This is a genomic window from Ahniella affigens, from assembly GCF_003015185.1.
Taxonomy (GTDB): Bacteria; Pseudomonadota; Gammaproteobacteria; order Xanthomonadales; family Ahniellaceae; genus Ahniella; species Ahniella affigens.
Genome location: NZ_CP027860.1, coordinates 4,759,146 through 4,771,465, shown reverse-complemented (window position 1 = coordinate 4,771,465; position 12,320 = coordinate 4,759,146). Strand labels below are relative to the sequence as shown.

The window sequence follows — 12,320 nt, the reverse complement described above, 5'->3', positions numbered from 1 at the left end:
GAGGCACTCAGCTTGAGTCTGCGTATCGGCAAATAGCCAACCGACCTCAGCTGCCACCCAATGAGCGCCAGTCGGATCAAGAGCCCGCAAAGTACGGCCGCTCCGAAATGAACAAGTAGCGCGTCGCGATCTGTTCCCAGAGCGGTGGACAGTTACGGCCCAGGCGAACACGTGCTGCGGCGTAGAGTTGCGCGCGCAGCTGAGGCGGCATTTCGCTGAGGTTTGTTTCAGCAGCCAAGCCAGCGGCCATCTGCATCAGAAACGCTCGCGCCAGTGCCGCATCAGATTCATCCAGATCCGCCACTGCCGCATCGAGCCAGATCTGCCCGTTGCCGCCTTGCCTCTCGATCAGCGCGTATTGGAGCATTCGCACCGACGCCTCCAACTCGGTATCAACCGACACCCTCATTGCCTGTTCGATCAAGTTCGCGTCAGCGCCATCCGATGCCGCCAGTTTGATCAACGCGTCGGGGTTCTGTTTGGCTTGCATTGCGTCCGCCGCAACGCGCAAATCGCCTCGACTGAACCAAGCGTAGCCTTTGGTCCATTCGTATCCGGCGGTACTCTGTCCATCGGTCGCGCGCACGAGCGCTTCGAGGTCTGGATCAGCGACCAAGGCGCGCACGACGTCTGGATCATGCTGCTGATCGCGCAAGCGCGCCAAGCGCACCAGCGCCGAGCGGGCCCAGCCGCGCATTTCCGGTAGTTCGGCATAGGACTGCACAAACGCCGCCAACGCAGCATCCCATTGAACCCGTTCGGCCAAAATATTGGCCCGCGCCAACCGCAACCACGGATGCTCCGGAAACCGAGCCAATGCCGCAACAAATGCTTGGTTTTGCGCCGCAGAGTCAGACTCGCAGCGAATGGCGAGATAAATCAGATCGGGGTTGTCCGGTGCCGCTGCCGACTGCGCCTGATGCACGGCGCAGCTCTCTTGCTGTTCAGACGCAGTGCCACTGTCTTGCAGCGCGCGTAAGGTCACCACCTCATTGGGCAAGCGCTGCGATCGTGTCACGATGATGTTTCGCCCTTCGGCTAGATCACGGGCAAGTGCCAACCACTCATGCAATCGCTCGGTGCCGCCCTGATCAAACCGAACGTGGGCCCGGATCAACGCGTCGCGTCCCGCTTCCGGGCTCAGCGCTACTTGCTGTGACGGCCGCAGGTCATCGAGTGATTGTAGTGCCGTGCGCGTATCCCCGCCCGACTTGGTCCGGATTTGCGCAGGCGGGTCGGTGAACACATGGTCGGCCGACACGTTGCTCAGGATTGGGTTGCCAAGGAAGCGTGGTTCACGCTCGGCAGCGTTGCCGTATGAGGCGGTAACCAGCACCAGCGATGACGCACCAGCCACGTTGTAAAGCATCTTGCGACCCAAATCGCTCGGCTCCAACGTCAGTCGCTCGATCAGATGCTGATCGCTCAGTTGGCTGAGTACTTGGTGTGAGTCCCGGGATGAGACCGTTGTCGTCACGTGCGCGCCCGCAGGCACTGTGATCTTCGTCTGATCGATGCGTACCGTTACCGGCTCAGACAGTCCATTATGAATGGTCAGACTGGCGTCGCCAACGCCGGCCGACAGCCACAGCAGTCCACCTAGGATGCTGCCCGCAGAGACAAATCGAAGTCCCGTTGCCATCGCGCCATCGGCACTCTGAAAGCGATCCCAGAAATTTAGGCGCAGCGTCGTGGGACGCTCACAGCCCGGGAGCAGGCAAGGGTATTCCTCTGGCACAACGGAATGCTGAGGCGCGGGCGGCAACGCTTCGCCTTGACGATACGCAGCCAGCACCCGTTCTTCAGCGCCGAGCAGGGTTTGCAGACAAGCTTGTTGCAGCGTATCTAACGCATGGAGATAGACACCGACCCAGCCGTCCACCGCCCCAAGCCAACTCTGAATGTTGTCTTGATTGGCGGGCGGTAGTTTCAGCTCGCCGAGCATGCTGGCCCAGTCAGTGGTCTTCAATGCTGTCAGCAAGGTTGCGTCGAGTCGAATCTCGGGTGCGGATTGGTGCAGGCGTGCCAGCGCGCGCTGGACCACATTGCAGTCATCAATCAGCAGCTTGAGCTCGGCCTTTGAGACGCTTTTATCGGCCGTGACGACGCGATACGTGTGGGCCAAAACGCGTTGTGTATCTTGCAGGTCGGCATGCGCGTGTTCGGCGAAGTGCATGACCGACAACAAACCGTGCAGGTGCAGTGCCCAGCCTTCGCCCAATTGCTCGGCCATGGCGCGGTGCACGCTGCGCGCGCGTCGATCATGACGATGCAGCGCGTCTCGAACTTGCGCCAATTCGGATTCAATCGCGGCAAGCGTCTTCGGCAAATCTTCGCGCTTCAGCTCCTCGCCGCGCCAACGGAAATTGCGATTCCCCGTGCTCAACGCGCCGGCAATCAGACCTTTGATGCTGGCCGCTTCTGCGGTCAAGGCGCGCAGCCGGTCGAGATCCTGATCATGGCGATCGTCATAGAGCTCGGCCGCGATCCCGCCAAGATTGCTCTGGCCGGGGATGCTCTCGAATAGTTCAGCAACCGTGGCTGCATGCCGAGTCAAGGCGCGATTCAGGTAGCTGCCCCGGTAGCGACGCTTCAAGCTTGGTAGGTCGAACTGTTTGTCGAGCGCCGCCAACGACTCGGCAATGGGCGAGCTCGGAACGGTATCGGGTTCCTTCAGAGCGCTCCGCAGCAGTTCGCGCGTGACCCTCTGCCGAAGTGACGCGGCGTTCTGGAACAACTCCCAGCCGGGGCGCGGATCAATGCTCGCGGCGACATAGCGCTCTTTGACATTGCGCTCACGATCAGAGTTCTCCGGATGCGTCGACCACATGGCCGGCGGTTTGGCGAGCGAGTCGACAAAAACGCGGTGATCTTTCGCTTCGCCAACGATCGGCGGGGCTCGGCCATAGTTGGGGTCGGCCTGCACAATGCGCAAATGCATGATGATCCGCGACTGTACGGCGAACAGATCATCGATGACTCGGTTCGCCTTCAGTTCGTCTTCGGCAAACGCGAGCGCCTGCTGCCACGCCTCATCGGCGGCGCCCAGTTTATGCAGCGCGTGCACCAGCGCGTCGCTGCCGGTCAGCGCCGTGGCGACGAGATCGGCCTGGTACTCCATTTCCCGCGACAGCGCGCGTTGCGCGAGGACCACGAGCCGGAACAATAACTCGACCAAGGAGCGGATCGACCAGATGATCAGGCTGAGCAGCCAACCGACCCAGGCAATTCGGAAATCGACCCGGCTTAGTCCCTCGACAAATCGATCCAGGGCGCCGCGCTGCGCAACGATATGGCCGGCAATCTGTTGTGCCACATACACCCAGCGGCCAACGGCCATGCTGCGTTGAGCGAAGTGGCCGAACTCATGGGCGAGCACGGCTTTGAGCTCACCAAGGCTCAGCACATTGACCAGCGCCAGACCGATCTCCAGGTTCTTCTTGGACGGGAAGATCAGGTTCAGGATCGACAAGTCGTAGAAGACCGACGCATTGACGCGCGGCGATACAAACACACGCTTTGGTCGCGGCGCGCCGGCCTCATCGGCGAGCTTATGCAAGAATTCGAACAGCAGCGGTTGGTCTTCAGGCTTCAATTCCAGGTCATCGCCAGAATGGCCACGCTGGATCGAAAACAGCGGCTTAGCCATGAACACCACCAGAAAGCCGGCGATACCAATCAGCAAGAAGCTGATCAAGGGCTCATTGCCGCGCCCGCCGCTCAAGTCCTGGACTTGCGTGTAAACCAAGAACCCCAACCAGATCATCAGCCCAAAATAAGCGGCGACGAACGTGAACAGGCCGAGTACCGCAAACCAAGCATGCCGCCGATACGTCTTGCTGGCCTCAGTCAGATTGGCCGGGACTTGCTCGGGTCCAGCGGGATAGATGGAATGGATACTCACGGGTGCCCCTTGCAAATGGATTCACGCAATCGTCGGCCAGTACCGGTTGCCGACCGAATCGCCTGATCCTATTGCCGCCCAAAGTCCGTTCGCAAGCCACCGTTTGCGCGGGTGATCGGTGCGCATGCGTAAACCCAGGCGTGCGCTCCCCTCTTCTACTCATGGGCGGCACCGCCGCGTGCAGCAACGATTTGTGCCACTCATGCCTGACGCGTGCGCGATCCGTCAGTTCGCTTCCGGAACAAACGATCATCCGAATACGGCGATGATCTAAGGAGGGTCTGAATAAGTCCATCCTGGACTTTCAGACCCACAATGAGTCCGGCACATGTCCGGACTCATTGCTCCAGAATCAAGCACTTGCGTGCTCGATTCTGGGCGGGCCATCCATGGCCCGCATCGCCTCTGAACTTGTCCAGAGGCTCCCTAAGCGTACCTCTGGCTCGGTGCCTCGGTAGGCCACGGACAGCAACATCCGTAGCGCTGCCGGTGCGTGGCTGATCAGTTGCTTTGTTCGCGTGGCGTTAGTGTCGAGCGCAAGCGTGCCGGTGATCGGATCGGGTCGTCTTGAATTGAGTCTTAGCAACCAATCCGCAACGGATGCCCTTTCAGCGTGGTCAACAAGTACGCGAGGGCGGTGGCGCCCAACCAGAGCGGAAAGGCGAGGGTGGTCAGCATGTAGCCGACGTAGCGCCAGCTTGCCTCCTGGGACGCCCGCAGGTATCGGGCCAGTGGTATTAAGCCGCAGATGAGTGCGAGGCTGGCGCCGAGCGTCAGGAACGAATAGAAGTCATTGGCATCGAGGGGTGAGCGGTTGCCGTGTGCCGCTACTTTGATGATCGACACCCAGCAGAAGACGAAGGCCGGCACGGGTAGCAGGTACCAAAGACGGAGCAGGTGGTGGACCAGGAGCATTTGGAAGGGGTAGTGAATGGATGACGCGGTCAGCCTAGGGCAGCGACCTGTGCGCGAGGGCAACTCACGCCAGAGTCGCAGTGGGCGCTACCGATCGTCTCGGCCCGGGATTGCGCTGACGCGGCACCTCGGGCGCCGAAGCAATCTGGCAACTTGCGGGCAAGTATCTGATTCCGCAGGTATCCACGCCTGAAACGGGCGACGAATATCGGTTCTGAGCCGGGATCGGGCTGCACCAAACCCCGCTTGCTGGCACAATAGCGAGCCCTTTTTCTGCCCCGTGCCCGCATGGGGTATCCGTTTCCCTTAACCGACCAGGTGTCCGGATGAATTTTCACGAGTATCAAGCGAAGCTGCTGTTCGCGGACTATGGCATTCCTGTGCCAGCAGGCCGCGTCGCCTCAACACCTGCCGAGGCCATGGAAGCTGCACACGCCATTGGTGGCGAGCAGTGGGTGGTCAAGGCCCAGATCCACGCGGGTGGCCGCGGTAAGGCCGGTGGTGTGAAGTTGGTCAAGAGCTTCGAAGACGTGCGCGATGCCGCCGCCAAGATGCTCGGCACCAAGATGACCACGTATCAATCGGCTGGCCGCGCGCTGCCGGTCGACAAAGTGCTGATCTCGGAAGCGAACGACATCGAGCAAGAGTTGTATCTGTCCTGCCTCGTCGATCGCGCCACGAAGTCGGTGAGCTTCATTGTGTCTGCCGCCGGCGGTGTCGATATTGAACAAGTCGCGGCCGAAACGCCGGAACAGATCCACACCGTGGTCGTCGACTACGTGCAGGGCCTGCAGCCGTATCAGTGCCGGAAAGTCGGCTTTGCGATGGGTCTGAACGCCAAGCAGGTCGGTCAGCTGACCAAGATCATGCTCGGCGTCTACAAGCTGTTCATGGACCAAGACATGGCCCTGATCGAGCTGAACCCGCTGGCCATTGTTGCCAACGGCGACCTGATGGCACTCGACGGCAAGCTGAACTCGGACGACAACGCCGAATTCCGTCACGCCAAGCTCGCTGCGATGCGCGACATCGCGCAGGAAGATCCGGCCGAAGCGAAGGCGGCTGATCATCACCTCAACTACGTGCAGATGGATGGCAACATCGGCTGCATGGTGAACGGCGCTGGCCTCGCGATGGCGACGATGGACGTGATCAAGCTCGCAGGCTCCGAGCCGGCGAACTTCCTCGACGTTGGTGGTGGCGCCACGAAAGAGCGCGTGACCGAAGCGTTCAAGCTGATTTTGAGCTCGGACAAGGTCAAGGCCATTCTGGTCAACATCTTCGGCGGCATTGTTCGCTGCGACATGATTGCCGAAGGCATCATTGCCGCGGTCAAGGACGTCGGCGTGACGATCCCGGTCGTCGTGCGTCTTGAAGGCACGAATGTCGAAAAGGGTCGCGAACTGCTGGCCAATTCCGGCTTCAAGATCATCCCTGCCACTGACCTGAACGACGCCGCGAAGAAAGCGGTTGCTGCGGTCGCCTGAGGAGTGCCTATATGAGCGTATTGATCAACAAGAACACCAAGGTCATCTGCCAAGGTTTTACCGGCAGCCAGGGCACCTTCCACTCCGAACAGGCTTTGGATTACGGCACCCAACTCGTCGGTGGCGTGACCCCAGGCAAGGGTGGCGCGACGCACATCGGTCTGCCGGTGTGGGACACGGTCGAAGATGCTGTCAACGAAACCGGCGCCGATGCGTCGATGATTTTCGTGCCACCGCCGTTTGCGGCCGACGCGATTCTCGAAGCAGCCGATGCCGGCATCAAAGTGATCGTGGCGATCACCGAAGGCATTCCGGTGCTCGACATGCTGCGCGTCAAGAACGCGCTGGCGCACTATCCCGACACCGTGCTGATCGGCCCGAACTGCCCAGGCGTGATCACGCCCGGCGAATGCAAAATCGGCATCATGCCGGGTCACATTCACAAGCCCGGCAAGATCGGCATCGTGTCGCGCTCCGGCACGCTGACGTATGAAGCCGTGTTCCAGACCACGAATGCGGGCCTCGGTCAGTCCACCTGCATCGGTATCGGTGGCGACCCGATCAACGGCCTGAACTTCATCGACTGCCTCGGCATGTTCCAGGACGATCCGCAGACCGAAGGCATCATCATGGTCGGCGAAATCGGTGGCAGCGCCGAAGAAGAAGCTGCGGAGTTCATCACCGAGTATGTGCGTAAACCGGTTGTGGCATTTATCGCCGGCGCGTCGGCGCCAGCCGGCAAGCGTATGGGCCATGCGGGCGCGATCATCTCGGGTGGCAAGGGCACGGCGGCTGCGAAGTTTGCTGCGCTCGAGAAGGCAGGCGTGACAACGGTTCGTTCGCCAGCTGATCTGGGTCGCACGATCCAGGAGCGCTTGGCCAAGGGCTAAGTGCTGGTTGGTCGCAGTTGATGACAAAGCCCCGGGAAGCCGGGGCTTTGTTGTTTTTGAAGCTGGAAAAAGTGATCAATCAACGCCTGGGATTCATTTGATTCGCAAGATCGAACCTCACCCCGGATCAAGTCCGGGGTGACGAGAGGGGGATTGAGGCGACTCTGGTAACCGGCCGCAGTCGCAGTCCGACGCATTGTTCGTGTCGCAAGACCCCAACCCACGATTCGTCACCCCGGACTTGATCCGGGGTGGGTTTAGAGAGGTCGACGATTGCTGCGAAAACCTGATGATGGTGATACCGGTCGCACCGTTCAGAACAGCGATCGGCTCGCGGCCGCTGCTTTGCAGGAACAAATCTGGAGCCAACCGGAGATTGCTTGACAAGCGCCTTTGCTTGGAGCAATCTATTGCATAATTAATGAATTCGTTAAATAGTGACATGAACATCGACCGCGTCTTCGAAGCTCTTGCCTCCACGGCTCGCCGCAAAATCCTGGCTTACCTGAATGAGGGGGAGCTCACCGCTGGTGACATCGCTACACGCTTTGAATTTTCGAAGCCGGCACTGTCCACGCACCTTCGGATTCTTGAAGAGGCCGGACTGATCGAGCGCGAAAAACGCGGGCAGTTCGTGTACTTCCGCTTGGTCAAAGAGCGTGTGGCGAACACCGTGTTTGCCTGGGCGGCTGAGCTTTGTCCCGTCGCCGGGCCGATCAAACGTGAGCGGCGCAGCACCAAAACATCCTGACGCCAGCGCGCCGATTTCACGAATTCAAAGGTCCACGATCATGATGAGTCTGACTCAGGAATTGCGAACGTTTCCAAGTGTGCGACTGCCCGCGCCAGACGGCGGTCTGCCCGTAGAGGTGTCACTGATCGCACAACTCGACCCAGGCGCCGGAGACGCGTTGATTGCCAGCACCGCCGCGCGGCAACGCGGACATCAGAACTACGTCGACGCGCTTGATGAGCCTTCGGCCCGGATTGGTGACACGGATTTCGAACGTGGCGATGTGTCGTCGCTATACACCTTCTTGGTCGACCGTCGTGGCCACCCGTTCCATCGCCATCGTGGCCATCGGGTGTTTACCGCGATCACAGGCAGCGGCGGGACGCAGCTCCGCTTTGCGATGGTCGATGACGCCGCGTGGCAGGCCGACCCAAGCGCCTTTGTGCGTGCGCTGCGCTTTGTTGATCTGCCGCCGGACTGCTTGTTCACGGTGCGCTTCGGCGGCGGCACCTGGCACCAGTTTGTCCCGAAACCGGGCACGACCGGGCATCCGGCGCTGTTCGCGTTGTCCTGCCACACGAATGAATTGGGTGGGGAACTGCCGGAATCGGTCAAGGCGCAGGTGCTGGCCAATGCCGCAGACATTCCGAGTCTCACCGAAGTTTTGCCCGATGCGGTAACCGCATTGCTGAACGACGCCCGGTTCGATCTGAATCGGGTGCCGACTACGGCGCTCGCACTGGGGCACTCGAGCGAGCATCGGCAGGGCCGGATATGTGCGGCGGTGCGCCGGTTGATTGGTCCGGTTCGAGCCTGGGTGAGTCGCTTGCGCGGCAGTCGGGCCTGGGTAGCGAGCAACGGTGGTGGTCGTGCCGTTCAGGCACACGCCGATATGCCCGCCGATTCGCTACTGCACGCCCAATTTGTCGGAGCGCCAGTGCATGCCGACGCGTTTGAGCTCCGGCTCGCGCCACGCGAATGCGAACACCGCGACGCACCGACCTTACTGGCCGATGTCCTGAACGGCTTTCTCGAACACCGGCCGCTCGGCGTGACTCGGCTCATGCGGCTACGCAATGCGTTGGTCCGCCCGTTTGGACTCCGCACTTCGCAGTTGGGCTGCCCGGTGTCGTCGCTGCTCGGCAAGGAGTCGTGCGGGGTCTTCGCTGGGCTCCCCGTGCACCAGAGTCAGGTCGCCGACGACGGCAGCCTGGCCGAGGTGGTCTTGGGTGCGGACGACAAGCATCTCGCATTCCGGTCGGTTGTTCGGGTCGAACGTCGCGCCGATGGCGGCGCGTCAGTCTGGCTCGGAACGCGCGTGCAGACGCGCAATCTGTTTGGCGTCCTCTACATGAACCTGATCGAGCGCGTACATCGTCACTATATCTCGCCGACGATGCTCCGCCTCGCGGTCGCGCACGCGGTAGACGCGTCCCCGGCCCCTGGCGCCGCAAAGCCAGCCCAGCCGGTCTGGGTCTGAGCGCCATTGCCCACCCGCTGGTCAGTACCAGCCCCCGTTTTGCCTCATGAAATTCCCGGGGGCGCATGCCCGGCTCCGGGCGGGGCGTTACCATATCGATCTTTCCTCTGCCCCCGGGACCTGCCATGTACAAGAACTTCTCAGACCTTGCTGCATTTGACCCTGAATTGGCCGATGCCATCCAGAAAGAGGCGGTCCGGCAAGAGGACCATGTCGAGCTGATTGCCTCCGAAAACTACGCGTCGCCGCGAGTCATGGCGGCCCAGGGCTCGGTGCTGACGAACAAATACGCCGAAGGCTATGCCGGCAAGCGGTACTACGGCGGCTGCGAGTATGTGGACATCGCCGAGAAACTGGCGATCGATCGCGTCAAGCAACTGTTCGGTGCCGACTACGCCAACGTGCAGCCGCATTCCGGCTCGCAGGCAAATGCAGCGGTGTACTTGGCGCTGCTGACGCCGGGCGACACGATTCTCGGCATGAGCTTGGCGCACGGCGGCCATCTGACGCATGGCGCCAAAGTCAATTTCTCCGGCAAGATCTTCAATGCCGTGCAGTACGGGATCAACCCCGACACTGGCCTGATCGATTACGACGAAGTGGCGCGTCTCGCTGCTGAGCACAAGCCGAAGATGATCGTCGCGGGCTTCTCGGCGTACTCGCAGGTCATCGACTGGGCGAAGTTCGCTGAAATCGCGAAGTCGGTCGGCGCCTATTTCTTTGTCGACATGGCGCACGTTGCCGGTCTCGTCGCCGCCGGTGTTTACCCAAATCCCGTGCCGCACGCCGATGTGGTGACCTCGACCACGCACAAGACGCTGCGCGGTCCGCGTGGCGGCATCATCCTCGCGAAGGCAAACGCCGAGATTGAGAAGAAACTGCAGTCCATGGTGTTTCCGGGCACCCAAGGCGGCCCGCTGATGCACGTGATTGCCGCCAAGGCCGTTGCGTTCAAGGAAGCGCTGCAGGCGGATTTCAAGGCGTACCAGGAGCAAGTCGTCAAGAACGCCCAGGCCATGGCGAAGACGTTGCAGGCGCGCGGCTACAAGATTGTCTCCGGAGGCACCGAGAATCACCTGTTCCTGGTTGATCTGATCGGTCGCGACGTCACGGGCAAAGATGCCGAAGCAGCGCTCGGCGCCGCGCACATCACGGTCAACAAGAACGCGGTGCCGAACGATCCCCGCTCGCCGTTCATTACTTCGGGCTTGCGTCTGGGCACTCCGGCGGTGACGACGCGTGGCTACAAAGAACCAGACTGTGTTGCGCTCGCTGAGTGGATTGCCGATGTGCTCGATAACCCGAGCAACGAACAAGTGCTTGCGGGTGTGCGCGCGAACGTCACGAAGCAGTGCCAACAGTATCCGGTTTACGCCTGATCACTGTCCACGCACGACGTTGTCCCTGATCGCTCTTAGAAAAACGCCCGATGGGGCGTTTTTCGTATCTGGTAGCCAAACCGCTTAGCGTCGCTTACGGCTCTTTGCCCGCGGCTGATACTTCGCGAGTTCCAGCCAGTCGCGCTCAGGCAGGCCGAGAATTTCGTCGAGCATGCGCGGCATCATTCCGGCCGGCAGCGCACTCTCGCTGCACCACAGAATCGCGATGCCGACATCTTGGTCGGGCAGCAAGCCGACCATCGCGCGATAGCCCTGCACGGCACCGGCATGAAACACCAAGCGGTGGCCGGAGTAGTCAAAAACGCGCCAACCCAGCGCATACTCGGCCGCCGACACGCGTGCCCGGCGCCAAGGCGAGCTGCTGACTTCCGTCGGCGTCAGCACGCGTGCACGGTGGATTTCATCCAGCACCGACTGCGGAATCACCGTCGGATCGTGACCGAGCTGGGCGAGCAGCCATTTCGACATGTCCGTGATGCTGGCGTTGACCCCCGCGGCCGGCGGCACCCGGTAGTAGTTCGGCTTTGCCGATAGCGGCACCCAGCCATTGCGCCCACGCACATGCGGCGCCGCGTAGTCGGCACTGGCCTCCAGCGCTTCCTTGCCAAACGTCGCAGTATCCATGCCGAGTGGGTGGAAGATCCGCTTCTCGACCTGATGCGTATAGAAATCGCCCGTGACCGAATACACAACCTCACCAATCAGGCTGAACGCGACATTCTGATAGGCATAGCAATCGCCGGCCGGGCAAGTCAGCGTGACGTCGCTGAGCTTGGGCACCAGCTCGTAGTACGTTTCGTTCTGTTCCAGCAGGGGGTCGAACGTGTGGGTTGGCAGGCCCAGGCGGTGGCTCAGCAAGTCTTCGACACGCAGGCTGAGCGACGCGTTGGCGTCTTTCAGGACTAGTGCCGGAACATGGTCTTGAACCGGATCAGCGAGCGTCAGCACGCCGTCGTTGACCAGCAGGCCGGTCAAGGTTGCGGCAAATCCCTTGGACACCGACGCCAGCCGGAACACCGTATTCGGCCCAACGGGTTGCCGCGTCCAGGCATGCCGAACGCCGTAACCCTGGGCGCGCAACACCTGGCCGCGCGACACCAGCGCCACGGCAAAACCGGGCACTTGGCCGGTCTTTTGTATGCCCTCGCTCATCAAGTCCAGATCGCGGACCCAATTCGCCTCCTGATCCGAGCTACTCAGCGGGATCTCAGCCGGCGGCGGGCTCAACGCGGCGTCCTGAGTGGGCGGCATGACCCGCAACGGCGTATTCAGTGTGGCCGATATTGGCGGCACCGGCGCAGCAGTTTGCGTGAATGGCGCGCTCGGCACCGTGGTCGGTGCCGCCGCCAGACCCGGATGTATCAGGCCCAGGCAGGCCGACAAGGTCAGCAATGAGAGAATCGGACGGCGGCCTGGAACCATGGCGGAATTCGGGTGACGGTTTGCTATGCTCGAATTGAACACGGCAATGCTAGCAGGCTGCCTGTGTGCTGCGCCCGCTTGCTTGCGTC

The 12,320-nt window shown here is 61.3% G+C and carries 8 protein-coding genes; 5 read left to right on the top strand and 3 right to left on the bottom strand.

Going from position 1 to position 12,320, the window contains the following annotated elements:
• Positions 1-76: 76 nt before the first annotated feature.
• Both C7S18_RS18385 and C7S18_RS18380 read right to left on the bottom strand, forming a co-directional pair.
• Positions 77-3,904 (bottom strand): M48 family metallopeptidase, encoded by a 3,828-nt coding sequence (locus tag C7S18_RS18385; protein WP_106892940.1) that lies wholly within the window; start codon positions 3,902-3,904, stop codon positions 77-79.
• A 579-nt stretch (positions 3,905-4,483) separates the two neighbouring features.
• Positions 4,484-4,819 (bottom strand): hypothetical protein, encoded by a 336-nt coding sequence (locus tag C7S18_RS18380; RefSeq protein WP_106892939.1) that lies wholly within the window; start codon positions 4,817-4,819, stop codon positions 4,484-4,486.
• Between the two features lie 326 nt (positions 4,820-5,145).
• Between C7S18_RS18380 and sucC the strand changes: the two genes are divergently transcribed.
• The 5 genes from sucC to glyA all read left to right on the top strand — a co-directional run bounded on the left by sucC (position 5,146) and on the right by glyA (position 10,788).
• On the top strand, positions 5,146-6,306 hold the full coding sequence (gene sucC, locus C7S18_RS18375) for an ADP-forming succinate--CoA ligase subunit beta (RefSeq protein ID WP_106892938.1): 1,161 nt from the start codon (positions 5,146-5,148) through the stop codon (positions 6,304-6,306).
• Positions 6,307-6,317: 11 nt separating this feature from the next.
• Positions 6,318-7,196, top strand: a complete 879-nt coding sequence (sucD, locus tag C7S18_RS18370; protein WP_106892937.1) for a succinate--CoA ligase subunit alpha — start codon at positions 6,318-6,320, stop codon at positions 7,194-7,196.
• Between the two features lie 442 nt (positions 7,197-7,638).
• Positions 7,639-7,947 carry a metalloregulator ArsR/SmtB family transcription factor gene (locus C7S18_RS18365; RefSeq protein WP_206207924.1) on the top strand — a complete coding sequence of 103 codons (309 nt, stop codon included), beginning with the start codon at positions 7,639-7,641 and terminating at the stop codon, positions 7,945-7,947.
• Between the two features lie 40 nt (positions 7,948-7,987).
• Positions 7,988-9,409, top strand: coding sequence for a DUF2867 domain-containing protein (locus tag C7S18_RS18360; RefSeq protein ID WP_106892936.1), 1,422 nt, complete (start codon positions 7,988-7,990; stop codon positions 9,407-9,409).
• Between the two features lie 125 nt (positions 9,410-9,534).
• Entirely contained in the window at positions 9,535-10,788 is a 1,254-nt protein-coding gene (gene glyA / locus C7S18_RS18355) for a serine hydroxymethyltransferase (protein WP_106892935.1), read from the top strand.
• Between the two features lie 84 nt (positions 10,789-10,872).
• On the opposite strand, the gene C7S18_RS18350 is transcribed toward glyA, so the two are convergent.
• Entirely contained in the window at positions 10,873-12,231 is a 1,359-nt protein-coding gene (locus tag C7S18_RS18350) for a serine hydrolase domain-containing protein (RefSeq protein WP_146151999.1), read from the bottom strand.
• Between the last annotated feature and the right edge of the window lie 89 nt (positions 12,232-12,320).

Excerpts from the sequence above, each read along its gene's own strand:
- C7S18_RS18380 (WP_106892939.1), bottom strand. The coding sequence starts at position 4,819 with ATGCTCCTGGTCCACCACCTGCTCCGTCTTTGGTACCTGCTACCCGTG.
- sucC (WP_106892938.1), top strand. The coding sequence starts at position 5,146 with ATGAATTTTCACGAGTATCAAGCGAAGCTGCTGTTCGCGGACTATGGC.
- sucD (WP_106892937.1), top strand. The coding sequence starts at position 6,318 with ATGAGCGTATTGATCAACAAGAACACCAAGGTCATCTGCCAAGGTTTT.
- C7S18_RS18365 (WP_206207924.1), top strand. The coding sequence starts at position 7,639 with ATGAACATCGACCGCGTCTTCGAAGCTCTTGCCTCCACGGCTCGCCGC.
- C7S18_RS18360 (WP_106892936.1), top strand. The coding sequence starts at position 7,988 with ATGATGAGTCTGACTCAGGAATTGCGAACGTTTCCAAGTGTGCGACTG.
- glyA (WP_106892935.1), top strand. The coding sequence starts at position 9,535 with ATGTACAAGAACTTCTCAGACCTTGCTGCATTTGACCCTGAATTGGCC.
- C7S18_RS18350 (WP_146151999.1), bottom strand. The coding sequence starts at position 12,231 with ATGGTTCCAGGCCGCCGTCCGATTCTCTCATTGCTGACCTTGTCGGCC.